The following is an 18,647-nucleotide window of genomic DNA, read 5'->3' as shown; positions in this document are numbered from 1 at the left end:
AGCAGCGGCATCGGGTCGCTGCTGGTGACCAGCTCCCGCAGCGGATGCCGGGCCAGCACCGCGTCCACCTCCGGCGTCAACGCCGCCGCCAGGCGCGTGGCGCAGGGGAGGGTGTCGTCGCGCAGGGCCGCGGCGGCCGCGAGGATCACGTCCTGTCCGGCGTCGCGCGGCACCCCGGCCGCGGCGCGCGCGAAGAGGTCGGCACCCTCCTCCAGGACCAGCCCGGTGTCGATGCCCGCCGGGACCTTGATCTGCGCGTGGTGCCGCCAGGTGGTGACCGGGTCGCCCCAGGCCTCGACGCGGTAGGTCCAGTGGCCGGGCGCGTCCGCGACCACCTCCGCGCCCCACCGGTCCGTGCCCGGCGCCAGCTCCCGCATCGGCGTGAACGGCCCCGGACGCCCTTCCGGGTCCTTCAGCACCACGTTGGCCGCGACCGCGTCGTGCCCCTCGCGGAACACGGTCGCCGTCACCTCGAACGACTCGCCCACCACGGCCTTCGCCGGACGTCTGCCGCGGTCGACGGACGGCCGGACGTCCCGCACCGGGACACGACCGATGGTCGGGATCGTCTTCATGGGCCTGTGCACCTCCGCCGCTCGCGATGCCCGGGCAGGCGCCCGGGCATGGGACCACATGGAGGCGGGAAGGTCATCGCCTTCCCGCCGGGGAGCGCCGCTCGACGGCCGGCGGACCGCGTCGGACCGTGGCGGCCGGACGGGGCCGGTCGTCCTGTTCCTGCAGACAGGTGACGAGCGTCGTGCGCAGGTACCGTTCCGCGGCGTCGGCCGCCTCCCGCGCGCAGCGCTTCCCCATCAGCACGCAGAGGGTGTAGCCGGAGTCCTCGAAGGTCGCCCGCACCGTGTGGTCGGTGGGGGCGGCCAGCATCACGCGTTCCCAGGCCCGGTAACGACGCAACTGCCGGGCGACTTCGGCTTTTGCGGGGAGCAGCATGCGCCGTTCACCTCTCCGGGGCTCGATGGGTGCGCGTTGTCCCGACGGTCGGGCGGAGCCGTGCGCACCGGTGCACGGACCCGTAACGGCGATCGAGGTCTTCACTCATGGTGCACGGACAGTGACCCGACGTCTTGTTGGAATTTCAACCATTAATCCGCGGTGACCGGGCGGGCCGGTGCGGCTCCGGTGTGCTCAGATGTCGCCCCATGCGCCTCACTCGTGCGCTCGTGTTGCACGAATGGACCAACCCCCTCAGTCTGAAGGTGACTCAGAAGCGACACCCGCTCACGTTCCGTGTCCGGGGGCCCGTCCGTCGGACGGGAGGAGTGCGAGCCTCGCGGTGAGGAGCCGACGACGATGAAGACCGCAGTGCCCTGCTACTACCACCTCGACGTGGAAGTCAGCCCGGAGAGGGTGGGACAGGTCAGCCGGATACTGGCCGCTCACCTCCGGTTCTGGGATCTGGAGAACCTCATGGAGCCCGTCTGCGGCGGCACCGAGATGCTGCTGCGCGCCATCGACGAGCACGCCACCGACAAGAACATCTCGATCGAGATGTGGTGGAACGGCCAGCACCTCATCACGGCCATCGCGGACAACGACCGCGCGCTGCGCCCCGACCAGGAACTGCGCGGCTGCCTCGAGCACCTCGCCGCCAGCAGCGACGGCTGGGGCTGCTGCGCCACCGAGACCGGCAGCAAGGTCATCTGGTTCTCGCAGCGCGCCCGCGCCGGCGAACGCGTGCCCCTCGTGCCCACCGCGCCCGACCCGCGCGAGAGCGAGGGACTGGACCTGCCCCGCGAGGTGAACGTCACCACGGTCACCGCACGGGTGCGAACGCCCGGCGGCCTCCTGGAGGAGGTCCGGTGACCCGGCGACACGACCGGAAAGGGGCGCCCGCCTGGAGCGGGCGCCCCTACCCGCTGGGTGCGACCTACGACGGCGAGGGCACCAACTTCGCGCTGTTCAGCGAGGTCGCCGAACGCGTCGACCTGATCCTGGTGGACGACGACGGCCGGCACCGTACGGTACGGCTCACCGAGGTCGACGGCTTCGTCTGGCACGGCTACCTGCCCGGGGTCGGACCCGGCCGGCGCTACGGCTACCGGGTGCACGGCCCCTGGGCCCCGGCCGCCGGCCACCGCTGCAATCCGGCGAAACTGCTCCTCGACCCGTACGCCACCGCGGTCGACGGCCAGATCGACAACCACCCCTCGCTGTACGAGCGGAATCCCCACGGGCCCGACCCGGCGGACAGCGCGGGCCACACCATGCTCGGCGTGGTGACCGACCCGGCCTTCGACTGGGGCGACGACAGACGCCCCGGCCGCCCGTACTCCGACACCGTGATCTACGAGACCCACGTCAAAGGGCTCACCCGCACCCACCCCGACGTCCCGCCGGAACTGCGCGGCACCTACGCCGGTCTGGCGCACCCCTCGGTGATCGAGCACCTCACCTCGCTCGGCGTCACCGCGGTGGAGCTGATGCCGGTGCACCAGTTCGTCCAGGACGGCGTGCTCCAGGGGCGGGGCCTGGCCAACTACTGGGGCTACAACACCATCGGCTTCTTCGCCCCGCACAACGCCTACTCCGCCCGCGGCACCCGCGGCCAGCAGGTCACGGAGTTCAAGGAGATGGTCAAGGCGCTGCACGCGGCCGGGCTCGAGGTGATCCTGGACGTCGTCTACAACCACACCGCCGAGGGCAACGAGAAGGGCCCCACCCTCTCCTTCCGGGGCATCGACAACTCCTCGTACTACCGGCTGGTGGACGGCGACTGGCGGCACTACTACGACACCACCGGAACCGGCAACAGCCTGCTGATGCGCCACCCCTACGTGCTGCAGCTCATCATGGACTCGCTGCGGTACTGGGTCACCGAGATGCACGTCGACGGGTTCCGCTTCGACCTCGCGGCCACCCTGGCCCGGCAGTTCCACGAGGTGGACCGGCTCTCGGCGTTCTTCGACCTGATCCAGCAGGACCCGGTGATCAGCCGCGTCAAGCTCATCGCGGAGCCCTGGGACGTCGGTGAGGGCGGCTACCAGGTCGGCAACTTCCCCCCGCTGTGGTCGGAGTGGAACGGCAAGTACCGCGACGCGGTCAGGGACTTCTGGCGCGGCGAGGACCACACCCTCGGTGAGTTCGCCTCCCGGCTGACCGGCTCCTCCGACCTGTACGCCCACCACCGGCGCCGGCCCCGCGCCAGCGTCAACTTCGTCACCGCGCACGACGGTTTCACCCTGCGCGACCTGGTCTCGTACAACGCCAAGCACAACGAGGCCAACGGCGAGGACAACCAGGACGGCGAGAACGACAACCGCTCCTGGAACTGCGGCGCGGAGGGCCCCACCCGCGACCCGGCCGTGCGGGAACTGCGCGCCCGGCAGCAGCGCAACTTCCTGGCCACGCTGCTGCTGTCGCAGGGCATCCCGATGCTCTCGCACGGCGACGAGGTGGGCCGCACCCAGCGCGGCAACAACAACGCCTACTGCCAGGACAACGAGATCAGCTGGATCGACTGGCGGCAGGGCGACGAGCAGCGCGCCCTGCTCGCCTTCACCCGCCGGCTGATCGCCCTGCGCCGCGACCACCCGGTGCTGCGCCGGCGCCGCTTCTTCCTGGGCGAGACCGTGCGCCACGCGGACCAGCCGCTGCCCGACCTGGTGTGGCTGGCGCCCGACGCGCGGGAGATGACCGACGACGACTGGATGCGCCCCGACGCCCACTCGGTCGGCGTGTTCCTCAACGGCGACGCCATCGCCGAACCGGACCCGCGCGGCCGGCCCGTCATCGACGACTCGTTCCTGCTGCTGCTCAACAGCCACTGGGAGCCGGTCGGCTTCCGGCTGCCGGACGCCTCCTACGGTGAACGGTGGACGGCGCTGGTCGACACCGCCGACCCGGACGGCGTCCCCGACGAGGCGGAACGCAAGGCGGGCACCCGGCTGGCCGTGGACGCGCGCAGCCTGGTGCTGCTGTCCCGCCCCTCGCACACCGCGCGGTGACCGGGCGGCCCCGGGGAGGTGTCAGTGCCCGCGGCGCGAGGTGACCGTGAACCGGGCGCCCTCGTTGTCGCTCAGCACCGCCTCCTCGGGGTCCAGGGACAGCACGCCGCCCCCGTGCTCCTCGGCGGCGCGGGCGCAGGCGGCCACGTCCGGCACGGTGAAGTGGACCTGCCAGTGCGGCCGGATCCGCGGGTCGGGCGCCGACCCCAGCGCACCCGAGGTGATGAGCGCCACCACGGCCCCGCCGCTGCGCAGCACCACTTCCTCGCCCTCGTAGTTCACCTCGCAGCCGCCGGGACCGCCGGACGCCCAGTCGAAGACCTCGCCGTAGAAGATCGCCGCGTCGAACGCGTCACGGGTGTGCAGCCGGATGAACGCCAGCTGCGCCTGGCGCCAGGTGTGCCAGTCGGAGAACAGCTCGCCCTCCCACACGCCGAACGTCGCTCCGTCCCGGTCCGCGAGCAGCGCCGCGCGCCCCGGCGGCAGGGAGATGGGGCCGACCGCGGCGGTCCCGCCGCGCTCCTGCACCCGCGCCGCCGCCTCGTCGGCGCTGCGCACCGCGAAGTACGGCGTCCACGCCACCGCCGTCTGCCACATTCCGGCGACCGCGGCGACGCCCGCCACCGGCCGGCCGTCCGCCAGGGCGACCCGGAACCGGTCGCCCAGCCGCATCGGACGCCACTCCCAGCCCAGGACGGCGCCGTAGAAGTCCTCGGTCGTCCTGAGGTCGTGGCTGGTCAGACTCACCCAGCAGGGCGCCCCGTAGACGGTGTGCGCCGAGACGACGCCCGTCGCGCCGGAGGGGGAGGTCATGTCGTGGTTCATAGCGGTCGCGTCCTGATCTTCGTCGGCCCGGCAGCCACCCGGATGGCACCAGTGTCCGCGGGGCACCGGCCCGGGCGCCTGCCGGGTACCCCGGCGGCGGCCGCGAAACGGTGCCCCCCCGGCCACCCGCGGGCCACCCCGGTGGCAGGGGGCGGACCGAGTGGCGACCATGGAGGGACCGGACACTGGGTGAAGGCACTCAAGCACCGAACGAAGGCACCACGAGAGCGGCACACCGGAACCGGAGGTGACCATGCCCACGGACGGGGGCGCGGACCGGATCCTCCAGCTGGAGAGAGAAGTTCGGCAGCTGAAGGACGCGGTCGTCTCGCACGCGGTGGTGGACCAGGCCATCGGAATGATCGTCGCACTCGGGCGGGTCTCGCCCGACCAGGGCTGGACGGTGCTGAAGGAGGTGTCCCAGCGGACCAACATCAAGCTCCGCAGCATCGCCGACATGATCCTCGTCTGGGGACGCACGGGCACGCTGCCGACCGAGGTCCGCACGGTCCTCGAGGAGGTCCTCGACCGCCTCGGCCCCACCCGCCTCCCGGACGTCCCCCCGGAGTCCTGAACCCCGGCGCCGGGTGCGGCCGGGGCCCTCGCGTCCCGGTCAGCCGGCGTCGGACGACGACAGCTCCTCGCGCACCTGGGCGAAGCAGCTGCTCAGCAGCCGGGAGACGTGCATCTGGGAGATGCCCAGCTGGTCGGCGATGCCGCTCTGCGTCATCCCCTTGAAGAAGCGCAGATAGAGGATGAGCCGCTCCCGCTCCGGCAGCGCCTCCAGACAGGGCCGCACCGCCACCCGGTCCACGACGGCGTCGTAGGCCGGGTCCGGACCGCCGATGGAGTCGCCCAGCGCGTACCCGTCCGTGCCCGGCATCTCCGCCTCCAGCGAGAGCGCGGAGAAGCACTCCAGCGCCTCCGTCCCGGTACGCACCTCGTCCTCCGTCAGCCGGGCGTGCGCGGCGATCTCGGCGACCGTGGGCGTCCGCCCCGGCGTCGTCTGCGACAGCTCCTTCACCGCGGCGCGCACCCGGTTGCGCAGGTCCTGCACCCGGCGCGGCACGTGCAGGGTCCACATGTGGTCGCGGAAGTGGCGCTTGATCTCGCCCGTGACGGTCGGCACCGCGTACGCCTCGAAGGCGTTCCCGCGCGCCGGATCGTAGTGGTCCACGGCCTTCACCAGACCCAGGGCCGCCACCTGGTACAGGTCCTCCAGGGCCTCTCCCCGGCCGCGGAACCGGACGGCGATGCGCTCGGCCATCGGCAGCCACGCCGTGACCAGCTCGTCGCGCAGCCTCCGGCGCTCCGGCCCGTCGGGCAGCGAGGCCAGACGCTCGAAGTCACGGGTCGTCTCGGGGGCGTCGTCATGGGAGTGGGGCTTCCTGGGACCGACGGTACGCATCACGCGCGCACCTCCCTGAGCGGGTGCCGGATGGACAGAACACACGTGCCTCCTGTCCGAAGCACTGAGCATTCCTTTCCCGGTGCGCCGCGATTTCAAAACGGCTCCGGGAAATACGTCGCGGGCGCGTCGCGGGAAATTCGGGAATGGTGCACGCTGCGGAATCGAGGGAATTCGGGGCGTGCATGACGGGGCGCTGGTGCGCGGGTGCGTGACCGGCCCGGCGGGGGAGGGGCGCGGTGCGCCGCCGGCGGGCGGACGATCACCGCGGCGGACGTGATGTACGGCACGCCCGGGCGGCGCGCCGGTGGTCCGGCCGGGCGATTCCTCCTGCGCAGCGCTTGATCGGCGATCAGATCGGGCGAACTGCCTGACCACAGCGCATTCCGCTCGTTTGACAGTGCGCCGAGCCCACAGATAGGAAGCAGCGGACAGAAGTCGAGAGGTGCACTGTGGACGAGCCGAACGTGGTCGGGGACTGGCAGGAGTACGACGAGCATGCCGGTCTGCGGGTCCGCGTCCATCGTCTGGAGGCGGGCGAACCGCCGCGCGGGCGGGACGAGGCCGCCGAAGGGCTGTCGTACTTCCGGGTCCGGGTGACCGTGGAAAACCGGGGCGACCGCCCCGTGTGCATTCATCTCGAGGACGGTCAGATCGATGTGCGCACCGGCCCCGACGGCGAGAGCGCGTTCATCGACTGGCGCAACTCGCAATTCATCGAGGGATTCGACGTCTATCCGCTGCGCCGCGCCACCGCCGTGCTCCACGCGGCCGCGCCCGAGCGGTTCCTGGGGCAGGTCGACGTCCAGGTGCAGGTGCGCGCCGACGAGGAGTGGGCCGGACGCCGGCTGTGGACGGGCGGCGTCGGCGTGCTCGAACCCGCGCCGGGCGCGACGGCCGGGGCGGCCCGGGAGAGCCTCGCCCAGCAGGTGAGCCTGTTCCTCCAGGAGCAGGCGGAGGAGGGCACCGCCTGACGCCGCCGCCCGGGGTGTTCAGCGCGGGATGCCGTCGATGACCTCACGGGCGCCCTGACGCAGCAGCGCCACGGCGACCGAGGTGCCGAGCGTCGCCGGGTCCAGCCGCCCCGCCCATTCGTGGGCGTTCAGCCGGGTCTTGCCGTCCGGGGTGAAGACGCAGGCGCGCAAGGACAGTTCACCGCTCCGGTCCACCCGGGCGAGGCCCGCGATCGGGCTGTTGCAGTGTCCCTGCAGCACATGCAGCAGCATCCGCTCGGCGGTGGTCTCGCGGTGGGTGCCGGGGTCGTCGAGCACGGCGGCCGCCTCGATCAGGCCGGTGTCGCCCTCCCGGCACTGCAGCGCGAGGACGCCCGCTCCGACCGGCGGCAGCATCACGTCGGGGGACAGCACCTCGCTGATCACGTCGCTCCGGCCGATCCGCTCCAGGCCGGCGGCCGCGAGCAGCAGCGCGTCCACCTCGCCCTCCGCGGGCTTCGCGAGCCTCCGGTTGGCGTTCCCGCGCAGCGGCACGCACCGCAGCTGCGGATGGGTGGCGGCGAGCTGGGCGACCCGGCGCACCGACGAGGTCCCGATCCGGGTGCCGGGCGGCAGCTCGTCCAGGGTGAGGCCGTCCGGGTGCACCAGCGCGTCGCGGACGTCGTCCCGTTTCAGGAACGCCGCGAACACCGTGCCCGCGGGGAGCGGCCGGTCGGCGGGCACGTCCTTCACGCAGTGCACCGCGAGGTCCGCCTCCCCGGCCAGCAGCGCGGTGTCCACCTCCTTGGTGAACGCACCCTTGCCCTCCACCTGTGACAGATCGCCCAGCCACTTGTCCCCGGTGGTGCGCACCGGGACGACCTCGGTGCGCGTTCCGGGGCGGACCGCGGCCAACTCCGCCCGCACGCGCTCCACCTGGGCGAGTGCCATGGGTGAGTCGCGGGAGACGACACGGATCGGTTCCGGGAGGGCCCTGGCGTCACGACAGACCCCGGTCGCCCCCCGGCGCCGGGGGGCACGGCGTCGCACCCCCGGGCGCCAACTCGTCCGTCACTGTCATCCGTTCGGGTCGAAGGGGATGCCGGACGGCTTGGCCGCGGCGAGGTGCGAGGCGAAGCTGCCGTCCTTGAGGCCGAAGTGGGCGCTGCCGAAGTCGTGGGCGGCGAGCTTCTCGCGCAGCCCCGGCGGGTAGCCGTTCCAGCCGACCAGCGGCGGGTACTGCCAGGTGCCCCGGTGGTTCTCCGGCGGTTCGTCGCCCGCGCTCGCCAGGCGGAAGCAGTGGGTGCCGATGCCGTCCTTGTGGTAGACGACCTTCGGGTGGGTGCCCTCGAAGCGGACCGACGAGCGGGGGTGGATCGCGAACGAGCCGTGCCGGGACGTCGCCACGTACTGCACGGTGTCGTTCCGCACCCACACCACGACGTGCTCCCAGTCGTGGCGGTGCCCGCCGAGGCCGACGCCCGGCAGCGCCTGGTCCTTCTCGAAGTACAGCGCGTAGACCACGGCGCACCAGCCGTTGTTGCACGTGGCGCGCGCATAGCTGTTGGTGTTGTCCAGGTCGGACGCGTCACGGCAGTCGCCGTTCAGGGCGCCGGTCGGTCTCAGGCCCGTGTTGACCGAGCCGTCGGGGCCGATCGCCGGGGAGGAGTAGCAGCCGTCGGTGTCGTAGTCGTAGGCCGGCTGGTAGGTCCGCTCCAGGTCGTCGGCGTTCGCGGGGAGCGCGGGCGGGGGAGCAGCGAAGGCCGTGGCGGGGAAGGCGACGACCAGGGCGGCGGCGGCCAGGCCGGTCAGCCATCTCCTGGTGTGCGTACGGGGGGTGTTCGGCGGCACTGCGTCCTCCTCGTGGCCAGGCGCGGCCCAACGGCTGTGGGAAGCTGGGGAGTTCACAGCATTCCGGTCGGATGTGCTCATGCCAAGAGGGGGTGTGGGTCGAGAGGGGGGCGCGTCCCGGGTGTGACGGGGGGCGCTTCCGGATCACCCCGGGTCGTCGGGGGACCGGCCGCCGCGTCCTCGGGCGGGAGATCCGGTCCGAGCCGCAGCCGGGACGGCCGGCGCGGCCTGCCCTGCCGGGTCCGGGTGCGGTGACGCACTTCACCGGCCGGCCGGGGCGCCACCCGCCGCGCGCCCGGCACGGCGGCCGGCGGGCGCGGCTCGGGGCGTCCGCCGGTGACGTCCCGGCCGGACCGGGGGCGCGGCACGATGCCGCCGTCGCCCGGGAGGTGGACCGCCACCCGCTGCCCGTCCTGCTCGGCCCCGTGCGCCCGGCGTGCGTCCGCCGCCGGGGGCGGCGGCCGGCCGGGCGTGGCGAGCGTGGGCGGGAGCGGCGGCGGGGCCCCGGGTGAGGTGGGGGCGCCGCCGTCCGGGTCCACGCGTCCGGCCTCGCCGTTCCGTCCGGACGGAGCGCGAACGGAGCGGTCCGTTCCGTACCGTTCAGTTGATTGAGTTACGCAACGAGATGGTACGGTGCGGTCATGTCCACACCCTCGCCTTCCGACGTCCCCGCCTCCCCGGAGGTGGTCGACATCGAGCGCGCGCTGTACCGCATCACGTACCTCACGTCGCGCGCCCGGCAGCACGAGCGGCTGATGGCCGCGGCGGGCGTGCCGCTCGACCGGCCCGGAGCGGCGCTGCTGCGGAAGATGGCCGACGCCCGGCCGATGCGGCCGGGGGAGCTGGCGGCGCGGCTGGGTGTGGAGGCGTCGCACGTCACGCGCACGGCGCAGCACCTGGAGAAGTCCGGCCACGTCGTCCGCGTCCCCGACCCGGACGACCGCCGCGCCCAGCGCATCGAGCTCACCGACGCCGGCCGGGAGGCCGTCCTCCGGATCCGCGAGACCGGGGTCCGCGGCATACAGGCCGCCCTGGCCCACTGGTCCGCGGACGACCTGCGGCAGCTCGCCACCCTCTTCCACCGCATGGTCGACGACTTCCTCACCCACGCGGAGAACGCGGACGCGCCGTCCACGGCCACGGACTGAACTCCGGCTCTCCCGCGCCGCCGCTGCCTTACCGTCCGGTAACGTGCGCGGCAGTCATCGGAGGAGGAACCGTGTCACGGTCCGTACGCTCGCCCCTGCTGCTCGCCGGCCTGCTGGCCGCCGCGGGCACCGCGCACTTCGCCGCGCCCCGGCGGTTCGACCCCATCGTCCCGCGCTCCCTGCCCGGCTCGCCCCGCTCCTGGACGTACGCCAGCGGCGCCGCCGAACTGGCGCTGGCCGCCGGGGTGGCGCTGCCCCGCACCCGCAGGGCCGCCGCCCTGGCCGCGGCGGCGTTCTTCGCCGGAGTGTTCCCCGCCAACGTGAAGATGGCCGTCGACTGGCGCCACCGCCCCGCCCCGCAGCGGGCCGTCGCGTACGGCCGGCTGCCGCTGCAGGTGCCGCTGGTGCTGTGGGCGCGCGGCGTCGCCAGGGGTGCGGAGGGCAGGGCATGAGCGCGCGCGTGGAGAAGGGCGACACGGTCGAGGACTTCGCCGCCCCGGACGAGACCGGCACCGTCCGCCGGCTGTCCGAGCTGCTCGCCGACGGCCCGGTGGTGCTGTTCTTCTACCCCGCCGCCCTGAGCCCCGGCTGCACCGCGCAGGCCTGCCGCTTCCGCGACCTCGCCGCCGAGTTCGCCGAGGCGGGCGCCCGTCCGGTCGGCGTCAGCGCGGACCCGGTCGAACGGCAGGCCGAGTTCGCCGGACGGCACACCCTCGGCATGCCCCTGCTGTCCGACGCCGACGGGGCGGTCCGCGAGCTGTTCGGCGTCAAGCGGGGCATCTCCGTGGCCCCCGCCAAGCGGGCCACCTTCGTCATTGGCCAGGACCGGACCGTCCTGGAGGTCGTACGCAGCGAGCTGCGCATGAACGCGCACGCGGACAAGGCGCTCGCCGCCCTGCGCGCCCGCCGGGGCTGACACCGCCCCTGCCCCGGACGCACCCGCCGCGGTTGAGAGGAGACGGCCGCGGGTCGATGCTGGACCAATGGACGACGCCTCCGCCGCGCTGGTCGTCGATGCCCGCGGCGTCGTGACGGGGTGGAGCGAGGGAGCCCGGCGGCTGACCGGGTTCTCCGCCGACGAGGCCGTGGGACGCCCCGTACGGGACCTGCTCGCCGGGGAACCGGGCGGCCGGCACGACCCGCCCTGCCGTCCCGCTGTGCCCGTGGAAGTCGTCACGGTGCGTCACCGCGACGGACACCCGGTGACGCTCCGGCTGGCGGTGTGCCCCGTCCGTGGTCCCGGTGACGCGGACGCCGGGTACGTGGTCACCGCCGTGCCCGCCGGAGCGGAGGAGACGACGCTGGCCGGCCAGGTCTTCGAACAGTCGTCCCTGCCGATCTCGGTGCTCGACACCGAGCACCGCTTCGTCCGGATCAACGCCGCCGCCTGTGAGGAGTTGGGCGGGTCCGAGCAGGACCTGCTCGGCCGGCCCTTCCTCGACGTCACCGGTGCGGAGGAAGGCACCCGCAGCATCGACCGGCACGTGCGCACGGTCGCCGAGACCGGCCGTCCCCTGCGCGACGAGACCTACAGCCAGGCTGCCGCCGCCGGCCCGGACCAGCAGGCGTGGGACGTGGAGATGTGGCCCGTGCGCGACGCCGCCGGCCGGCTGGTCGCCACCGCGCTGGCCGGCCTGGACAGCACCGAACAGCACCGCGCACGGCGCCGGCTGGTGCTGCTCGACGAGGCCGCCGCGGCCCTCGGCACCACCCTCGACGTGATCCGCACCGCCGAGGAACTCGTGGAGCTCCTGGTGCCGGACTTCGCCGACTTCGCCGCCGTCGACCTGCTCGACTGGGTGCTCGACGCGGAGGCGCCCCCGCTCAGGGGCGACGCCGAGGCCGTCCTGCGCCGTGCGGCGCACGCCTCGTCGGGACCGGGTGCGCCCGACACCGTCGTCCCCCTCGGCCGCGCCGACGTCCACCCGCCCTACTCACCGCCCGCCCGGGCGCTGCGCGAGGGCAGAGCGGTCATCGCCCGGACCGGCGAACCGGACTTCGACCGGTGGATGGCCGAACGCGGCGCCGAGGCGCTGCGCACGCGCACCACGAGGCCCCCCGGTATCCACACGGAGCTCGCCGTGCCGCTGCGCGCCCGCGGCACCACGCTCGGCGTGGCGCTCGCCGTCCGCAACGTCCGCCGCGACGGGTTCGCCGCCGACGACGCCCTGCTGGCCGAGGAGATCGCCAGCAGGGCCGCCGTCAGCGTCGACAACGCCCGACGCTTCGCCCGGGAACGCGCCACCGCGCTGACCCTGCAGCACAGCCTGCTGCCGAGGGTGCTGCCCGGGCAGGCCGCCGTCGAGATCGCCCACCGCTACCTGCCCTCCGCGTCCGCGGCCGGCATCGGCGGCGACTGGTTCGACGTCATCCCGCTGTCCGGCACCCGGGTCGCCCTGGTCGTCGGGGACGTCGTCGGACACGGCATCCCCTCCACGGCCACCATGGGCCGGCTCTGCACGGCCGTGCGCACCCTCGCGGACGTCGACCTGCCGCCCGAGGAACTGCTCACCCACCTGGACGACCTGGTCACCCACCTCGCCGCGGACGACCGCGAGGACGTGCCGGAACTCGGCGCCACCTGCCTGTACGCCGTCTACGACCCGGTCTCCCGCCGTCTGACGGTGGCCGCCGCCGGACACCCCGCGCCCGCCCTGCTGATGCCCGACGGCGCCTGCCGGCTCGTGCCGCTGAACCCGGGGCCGCCCCTGGGCGTGGGCGGGCTGCCGTTCGAGGCGACCGAACTGGAGCTGCCGGAGGGCTGCGTCGTCGCCTTCTACACCGACGGGCTCGTCCAGGGCCGGGGCCGCGACATCGACCACGCCACCCGGGAGCTGTGCCGCGCCCTCGCGGCGCCCGCCGAGTCGCTGGACGCCCTGTGCGACGTCGTGCTCAAGGCGGTGCTGCCCGAGGAGCCCGGTGACGACGTCGCCCTGCTGCTCGCCCGCACCCGCGCCCTGGGCGCCGGACAGGTCGCCGCACGGGACGTCTCCCCGGACCCCGGCGCGGTGCAGGCCGTGCGGCAGTGGGCGGTCGACCTGCTGTCCGCCTGGGAGCTGGACGACGTCGCCTTCGTCACCGAACTCGTGGTCAGCGAGCTGGTCACCAACGCCATCCGCTACGGGGAGCCCCCGATCCGGCTGCGGCTGATCCGCGACCGCACCCTCATCTGCGAGGTCACCGACGCCAGCCCCACCTCGCCCCATCTGCGCCGGGCGCACGCCTTCGACGAGGGCGGCCGGGGACTGCTGCTGGTGGCCCAGCTCACCCAGCGCTGGGGGAGCCGGCAGACGGACGGCGGCAAGACCATCTGGGCGGAACAGGTCCTCCCGCGCCGCTGACCCGCCGAACGCCACGGCTCGGCCGTCCTCCCCGGCGGCCTGCGCGAGCGTGCGGCCCGTACGGGCGGAACGCGCCGGCGGGGACCGGGCGCGCCCCGGCCGCCGCCCCCGGCCGCCCGCGCCGGCAGCCACGCCTCCTCGCCGTCGTCCCCGCCGCGGAAGCGGGTCAGGGCGTACGCGCCGCTCCCTTCGCCGGACCGTCCGTACGAGCGGCCCCCGGACACCCGGTCAGAACTCCTCGTGCGCCTCCGGGTCACCGCCGATCCGCCGGTGCGCCCGGTCCGAGACGGTCCGCATCTGGGCGTCGTCCAGCTCGAAGCCGAACACGTCCAGGTTGGCGCGCTGCCGCGCGGGGTCGGACGACTTCGGCACCGGCAGCGCGCCGAGCTGGACGTGCCAGCGCAGCACCGCCTGCGCCGGGGTGACGCCGTGCGCGTCGGCGACGGCGGCCACCGCGAGGTCGTCCAGCAGCCGCGAACCGCGGCCCAGCGGGCTCCAGCTCTCGGTGAGCACGCCCTTGTCCGCGTGGTGGGCGCGCAGCTCCTCCTGCGGGAAGAACGGGTGCAGTTCGACCTGGTTGACCGAGGGCAGCACCCCGGTCTCCCTCTCCAGCCGTCCGATGTGGGCGGGCGTGAAGTTGGAGACGCCGATGGAGCGGACCAGACCGTCCTCCCGGAGCTTGATCATCGCCTTCCAGGAGTCGACGTACCGGTCGACGCGGGGGAGTGGCCAGTGGATCAGGTACAGGTCGACGTAGTCCAGGCCGAGGCGGGCGCGGGACTCCTCGAAGGAGGCGAGGGTCTCCTCGTAGCCGTGGTGACGGCCGGGGAGCTTCGTCGTCACGACGATCTCCTCGCGCGGGACGCCGGCGCCCGCCACGGCCCGCCCCACCCCGGTCTCGTTGCGGTAGTTGGCGGCCGTGTCGATCAGGCGGTAGCCGGCCTCGAGGGCGGACGTCACGGCCCGCTCCGCCTCGGCGTCGTCCATCGGCCAGGTGCCCAGGCCCAGGGCGGGGAGCGTGGTGCCGTCGTTGAGGGTGTGCTGCGGGATGCTCGTCACGGGAGGGCCCCTCCGGTCGCGGTGTCGTCCTCCCAGCGTCGGTCACGGCGGGGGCGGTGATCAACCGGATGGGCCCGGCACGCCGTCCGGGGCCCTGTCGCCAGGGCACGCTTCCGCTGCCACGATCGTCCCGGGAGCCGGTCCGTCCGGGGCCGGCGGGGACGAGCGACGGAGTGGGACGCATGACGACGGACAGCCGCGCCGGGACGGACCGCGAGCACCCGGGGAAGCCGGCGGTGCACCCCGTGGCCGGGCACATCGGGGCCGACATCACGGGGGTGGACCTCGCCGGGAACCTGGACGAGGAGACGGTCGCCTTGATCCGGGCGGCGGTGCTGCGCTGGAAGGTGGTCTTCTTCCGCGGCCAGCGCCTGGACCACGCCGGGCACGTGGCGCTGGCCCGCCGGTTCGGCGAACCGGTCGTCCTGCCCCGCCGGGGCTCGGCCTCCCCGGCGGACTTCCCCGAGATCGAGACGACCGCCGACCGCCTGGAACTCGGCGGCCGCTTCGGCATGGACCACGACGAATGGCTGCGGCGCCGCCGCCACACCCTGCTGCGCGGCTGGCACTGCGACCACGGCGCCCGCGTCGACCCGCCCGCCGCGACCATCCTGCGCGCCGAGACCGTCCCGCCCTACGGCGGCGACACCACCTGGGCGAACCTGGCCGCCGCCTACGCCGGGCTGTCCGCCCCGGTGCGGGAGTTCGCCGACCGGCTGCGCGCCGAGCACCGGCTGGGCGTGGGCTACCAGCCCCGGCCCGGCGACGACGCCTATGTGCGTCACCTGCTGGACCACCAGACCGCCACCGAGCACCCGCTGGTGCGCGTCCACCCCGAGACGGGGGAGCGCGTCCTGTTCGTCAACGGCTACTACGTCGAGCAGATCGCCGGCCTGTCCCGTCCCGAGAGCCGGGCCGTCCTGGACATGCTGCTGGAGCAGGCCACCCGGCCCGAGTACACCGTGCGGCTGCGCTGGGAGCCGGGCACCGTGGCGTTCTGGGACAACCGGGCCACCATCCACCTCGCCCCCGCGGACACGGCCCACCTCGACCACCCGCGGATCATGCACCGCGTGATGCTCGCCGGCGACATCCCGGCCGGCGTGGACGGCACGCCCTCCCGGCCGCTCACCGGCACCGCGCCGGGCCGCTGGTAGCCGTCCCTGCGCCGGCGGGACGGTCACCTCGTCCTCCACGGGCGGGGTGACCTCCTGCGCCCGCCGCCCGGTCGCCGCGACACGGCGCAGCCGGAGCGCCTCCGGGTCCTCTCCCGTCACTCGAAGCGCGAGACGTCGCCCGCGCCCGCCCGCACGATCTCCGCCTCGCCGCCGGAGAAGTCGATCACCGTGGTCGGCTCGGTGCCGCAGTCGCCGGAGTCGAGCACCGCGTCCACCGCGTGGTCGAGCCGGTCCTTGATCTCCCAGCCCTGGGTCATCGGCTCGTCCTCGCCGGGCAGCAGCAGGGTGCTGGACAGCAGTGGTTCACCCAGCTCCGCCAGCAGCGCCTGGGTGACCACATGGTCCGGGATGCGCACGCCGACGGTCTTCTTCCTGGGGTGCTGCAGCATGCGCGGCACCTCCTTCGTCGCGGGCAGGATGAACGTGTAGCGGCCCGGGGTCGACGCCTTCACCGCGCGGAAGACGTCGTTGTCGATCCGTACGAACTGGCCGAGCTGCGCGAAGTCGCGGCACACCAGGGTGAAGTGATGCCGGTCGTCCAGCTTGCGGATGGTGCGGATCCGGTCGATGCCGGTCCGGCTGCCCAGGCGGCAGCCGAGCGCGTAGCAGGAGTCCGTGGGGTACGCGATCAGTGCGTCGTCGCGGACGGCGGCGGCGATCTGGCCGATGGTGCGCGGCTGGGGATTGTCGGGGTGCACGTCGAAGTACTTGGCCATTCGCCGAGCTTATGCCGTCCGCGCCCCGCGCCGCGGCACACCTCCCCCGCGTCACCCGCGGGGGAGGGCCGGGCCCCTCGCGCCGGGACGAGCCGCCCCCACCCGTGGGGTAACGTCCCCCGTCCGGGCCGAGGCGGCGAGGGGACGAGGGGAAGGCCGAGGTGACAGGCGGACAGGACGCGGTGCGAGGTACGGCGACGGGGGCGGCCGAACGTCCGGGCTGGGCGCGTGAACTGCTCGAGCACCTGCGGCCGGCCGGGCGTGACGTCCGCCGGGTCGTGGACTGGCTGGCCGGCGCGGTGCGGGCGGAGGTGGCCCTCCGCGACGGCGCCGGCGACCTGCTCGCCGGGACCCCGCTGCCGCTGGACGAGCCCTTCGCCGCGGACGTCGCCTCCGGCCGGATCGCGTCCGCCGCGTGGGACGGGGACGGACGCCATCTGCGTCTGGTGCGGGTCGGACATCCCTCGGGCGCCTGCGTACTGGCCGTCTCCCGCGCGACGCCCTTCGGCCGGGACGCCTCGGACGTGGTCACGCACACCGCCCAGGTGATCGAACTGCTGCTCACCGCCCACGAGACGCGGGCGGCCGGCGTCCGGCTCCGGCGGGCCGCCGCCGACCTGCGGCTGGCGATCCTCCAGCTGCTGATGGTCGAGGACACCGTCTCCGCGCGCCGGGTCGCCGCCGGCCTCTGGCCGGGCCTGCTCGACGCCGACACCGCCTGCGTCTACGTCCTGGAGTCCGACCCCGCCGTACGCGACCGGCTGGCCGCCGAGTGCATCGACCGCACCCGGGAGCAGGCGCTGGTGGTGCGCTGCCCGGCCGTGGACGGCCATGTGATCGTCCTCAGTCCGCGCGAGGCCACCGCCGGCGACCTGCGGTCCCTGGTCGAGCACCATCCCGACACCTTCGTCGGCGGCAGCGTCCGGCAGAGCCTGGCGCGCACCGCCACCGCCTACGGACAGGCCGTCAGCGCGCTGGCCGTGGCCCGGTTCCGGCCGGACAGGACGGCCGTGTACGCCGAGCGCACCCACCCCGGGCTGCTGACGGACCCCGCGGCCCTGCGCACCTGGGCGGCGCGGGTGCTGCGTCCGCTCGACGCGCTGCCCCACCACACCCGCGCCGAGCTGCTCGCCACCACCCGGCTCGGCCTGGAGTTCACCGCCGTCGCCACCGCCAAGATCCTCGGCGTCAGCCGCAACACCGTGCGCGCCCGCATGGACCGCGTGGAGTCCATGCTCGGCGTCGACTTCGGCGACGTGACCGTGCGGGCCGCGGTGCACCTGGCGCTGCACACCCAGATCGACCTGCTGGACGGTCAGGGGCCCGCCGGCTCCCGGGCGAGCGCGCGGCGCCTGGCCGAGCTGCTGTCCGGACCGGCCGTCTCCGCCTGGGCGCGGGAGCTGCTGGGCCGCCTCGACGACGACCCGCGCGACGTGCGCCGCACCCTGCGCACCTGGATCGCCGCCGGGGCCAACGCCGAGCGGGCCGCGCAGGCGCTCGGCGTGCACGCCCAGACCGTGCGCGAACACGTACGCAGCGCCGAACCGGCCCTGGAGCGGCAGCTGCTGGCCGGCGGGAGCGATCTCTACGAGGTCGTCCTGGCCCATCTGGCGGTCGGGGACCTGGAGCAGCCGCTCCTCACGGGGGAGTGAACCGGGCGATTCGGACGCACCTGTGCACAGGTGAGTCCCGCGGACCCGCACGGCGGGCACCGGCGCGATACGCAGACAAGCCCCGACGTGCATAGTTTCGAGCCATGGCGGGGGCGCGACCGGAACGGGGGACCGGTCGGCCCCCGCCTCCCGGTGTGCCCGCCTCCGGGCCGGGTACCCGGCCGCCGCTGTGAGCCCGCTCCCCCGCACAGCGGTCCGGGGCGGGCGGTGGACGAGCACCGCGAGGGGAGACCCGCATGACCAGCGAGACGGAGACCGGCGGCGTCACCGGCACGAGGGACAAGGACTACAACCTCCTCTGGTACGTCGAGGCGTGCCTCAGCAACGCGCTGCGGCTGGAGGACTACATCCAGGACGCGGAGCGGGCCGGGGACACCGAGGTCGCCGACCTGTTCCGCAAGGCCCAGGCGGACAGCCGCAAGGGCGCCGAACTCGGTAAGGAGCTGCTGCGCACCCGTCTGAACGGCGGCTGAGCACCGCGCGCCGCGAGGCCCGGTCCACCGCACAGGGACGCGGTGGACCGGGCCTCGCGCGTGTCCGTTCCGCGGGAA

The 18,647-nt window shown here is 74.2% G+C and carries 19 protein-coding genes and 1 pseudogene; 11 read left to right on the top strand and 9 right to left on the bottom strand.

The features are described from left to right. The coding region (locus ACIQ8B_RS25910; RefSeq protein ID WP_403550023.1) for a maltotransferase domain-containing protein at window positions 1-575 on the bottom strand (575 nt) is incomplete at its 3' end. Between the two features lie 73 nt (window positions 576-648). Beyond that, window positions 649-951, bottom strand: a complete 303-nt coding sequence (locus ACIQ8B_RS25905) for a DUF5133 domain-containing protein (protein ID WP_403550021.1) — start codon at window positions 949-951, stop codon at window positions 649-651. Between the two features lie 360 nt (window positions 952-1,311). Here ACIQ8B_RS25905 and ACIQ8B_RS25900 point away from each other — a divergent pair, with 360 nt between their 5' ends. Beyond that, window positions 1,312-1,824: a pep a2 gene (locus tag ACIQ8B_RS25900; RefSeq protein ID WP_106415634.1), complete on the top strand. Its 513-nt coding sequence runs from the start codon at window positions 1,312-1,314 to the stop codon at window positions 1,822-1,824. Then, window positions 1,821-3,965 (top strand): glycogen debranching protein GlgX, encoded by a 2,145-nt coding sequence (gene glgX / locus ACIQ8B_RS25895; RefSeq protein WP_403550019.1) that lies wholly within the window; start codon window positions 1,821-1,823, stop codon window positions 3,963-3,965. Before ACIQ8B_RS25900 ends, glgX begins: the two co-directional genes overlap by 4 nt. A gap of 21 nt (window positions 3,966-3,986) precedes the next feature. Here glgX and ACIQ8B_RS25890 read toward each other — a convergent pair whose 3' ends face one another. Continuing rightward, window positions 3,987-4,790 (bottom strand): VOC family protein, encoded by an 804-nt coding sequence (locus ACIQ8B_RS25890; protein ID WP_290008740.1) that lies wholly within the window; start codon window positions 4,788-4,790, stop codon window positions 3,987-3,989. Window positions 4,791-5,037: 247 nt separating this feature from the next. Between ACIQ8B_RS25890 and ACIQ8B_RS25885 the strand changes: the two genes are divergently transcribed. After that, window positions 5,038-5,364, top strand: a complete 327-nt coding sequence (locus ACIQ8B_RS25885) for an ANTAR domain-containing protein (RefSeq protein WP_290008738.1) — start codon at window positions 5,038-5,040, stop codon at window positions 5,362-5,364. 39 nt (window positions 5,365-5,403) lie between these two features. On the opposite strand, the gene ACIQ8B_RS25880 is transcribed toward ACIQ8B_RS25885, so the two are convergent. After that, window positions 5,404-6,198: an RNA polymerase sigma factor SigF gene (locus ACIQ8B_RS25880; protein ID WP_290008737.1), complete on the bottom strand. Its 795-nt coding sequence runs from the start codon at window positions 6,196-6,198 to the stop codon at window positions 5,404-5,406. A gap of 452 nt (window positions 6,199-6,650) precedes the next feature. On the opposite strand from ACIQ8B_RS25880, the gene ACIQ8B_RS25875 reads away from it, so the two are divergent. Further along, window positions 6,651-7,172 (top strand): hypothetical protein, encoded by a 522-nt coding sequence (locus ACIQ8B_RS25875; RefSeq protein WP_403550016.1) that lies wholly within the window; start codon window positions 6,651-6,653, stop codon window positions 7,170-7,172. An 18-nt stretch (window positions 7,173-7,190) separates the two neighbouring features. On the opposite strand, the gene hemC is transcribed toward ACIQ8B_RS25875, so the two are convergent. Further along, window positions 7,191-8,108 carry a hydroxymethylbilane synthase gene (gene hemC, locus ACIQ8B_RS25870; RefSeq protein WP_403550030.1) on the bottom strand — a complete coding sequence of 306 codons (918 nt, stop codon included), beginning with the start codon at window positions 8,106-8,108 and terminating at the stop codon, window positions 7,191-7,193. Between the two features lie 99 nt (window positions 8,109-8,207). Beyond that, window positions 8,208-8,981: an NPP1 family protein gene (locus tag ACIQ8B_RS25865; protein ID WP_403550014.1), complete on the bottom strand. Its 774-nt coding sequence runs from the start codon at window positions 8,979-8,981 to the stop codon at window positions 8,208-8,210. Between the two features lie 641 nt (window positions 8,982-9,622). Here ACIQ8B_RS25865 and ACIQ8B_RS25860 point away from each other — a divergent pair. The 4 genes from ACIQ8B_RS25860 (at window position 9,623) to ACIQ8B_RS25845 (ending at window position 13,470) form a co-directional block, all read left to right on the top strand. Next, window positions 9,623-10,129: a MarR family winged helix-turn-helix transcriptional regulator gene (locus ACIQ8B_RS25860; protein ID WP_403550012.1), complete on the top strand. Its 507-nt coding sequence runs from the start codon at window positions 9,623-9,625 to the stop codon at window positions 10,127-10,129. A gap of 71 nt (window positions 10,130-10,200) precedes the next feature. Then, window positions 10,201-10,581 (top strand): hypothetical protein, encoded by a 381-nt coding sequence (locus tag ACIQ8B_RS25855; protein ID WP_403550010.1) that lies wholly within the window; start codon window positions 10,201-10,203, stop codon window positions 10,579-10,581. Further along, window positions 10,578-11,045: a peroxiredoxin gene (locus tag ACIQ8B_RS25850; protein WP_403550008.1), complete on the top strand. Its 468-nt coding sequence runs from the start codon at window positions 10,578-10,580 to the stop codon at window positions 11,043-11,045. Before ACIQ8B_RS25855 ends, ACIQ8B_RS25850 begins: the two co-directional genes overlap by 4 nt. A gap of 67 nt (window positions 11,046-11,112) precedes the next feature. Then, window positions 11,113-13,470: a SpoIIE family protein phosphatase gene (locus ACIQ8B_RS25845; protein WP_403550006.1), complete on the top strand. Its 2,358-nt coding sequence runs from the start codon at window positions 11,113-11,115 to the stop codon at window positions 13,468-13,470. Between the two features lie 21 nt (window positions 13,471-13,491). Here the strand turns inward: ACIQ8B_RS25845 and ACIQ8B_RS25840 are convergent. Together ACIQ8B_RS25840 and ACIQ8B_RS25835 are read right to left on the bottom strand one after the other, a co-directional pair. Further along, window positions 13,492-13,652 (bottom strand): annotated as a pseudogene (locus ACIQ8B_RS25840) (3'-phosphoesterase); the annotation flags it as partial. A gap of 46 nt (window positions 13,653-13,698) precedes the next feature. Then, entirely contained in the window at window positions 13,699-14,529 is an 831-nt protein-coding gene (locus tag ACIQ8B_RS25835) for an aldo/keto reductase (protein WP_403550004.1), read from the bottom strand. A 182-nt stretch (window positions 14,530-14,711) separates the two neighbouring features. Here ACIQ8B_RS25835 and ACIQ8B_RS25830 point away from each other — a divergent pair, with 182 nt between their 5' ends. Then, the gene (locus tag ACIQ8B_RS25830) at window positions 14,712-15,686 is read left to right on the top strand and encodes a TauD/TfdA dioxygenase family protein (RefSeq protein ID WP_403550002.1); all 975 of its coding nucleotides are present in this window, start codon (window positions 14,712-14,714) and stop codon (window positions 15,684-15,686) included. 116 nt (window positions 15,687-15,802) lie between these two features. Here ACIQ8B_RS25830 and ACIQ8B_RS25825 read toward each other — a convergent pair whose 3' ends face one another. Continuing rightward, window positions 15,803-16,423 carry an L-threonylcarbamoyladenylate synthase gene (locus tag ACIQ8B_RS25825; RefSeq protein ID WP_290008721.1) on the bottom strand — a complete coding sequence of 207 codons (621 nt, stop codon included), beginning with the start codon at window positions 16,421-16,423 and terminating at the stop codon, window positions 15,803-15,805. A 161-nt stretch (window positions 16,424-16,584) separates the two neighbouring features. Here ACIQ8B_RS25825 and ACIQ8B_RS25820 point away from each other — a divergent pair, with 161 nt between their 5' ends. Next, entirely contained in the window at window positions 16,585-18,075 is a 1,491-nt protein-coding gene (locus ACIQ8B_RS25820; protein WP_403550000.1) for a PucR family transcriptional regulator, read from the top strand. 257 nt (window positions 18,076-18,332) lie between these two features. Beyond that, entirely contained in the window at window positions 18,333-18,569 is a 237-nt protein-coding gene (locus tag ACIQ8B_RS25815) for a hypothetical protein (protein WP_403549998.1), read from the top strand. Window positions 18,570-18,647: the final 78 nt, after the last annotated feature.

This window comes from Streptomyces sp. NPDC096105 (assembly GCF_044763335.1).
In the GTDB taxonomy this organism is placed as follows: domain Bacteria; phylum Actinomycetota; class Actinomycetes; order Streptomycetales; family Streptomycetaceae; genus Streptomyces.
This window is presented reverse-complemented; position numbering and strand designations above follow the sequence as displayed.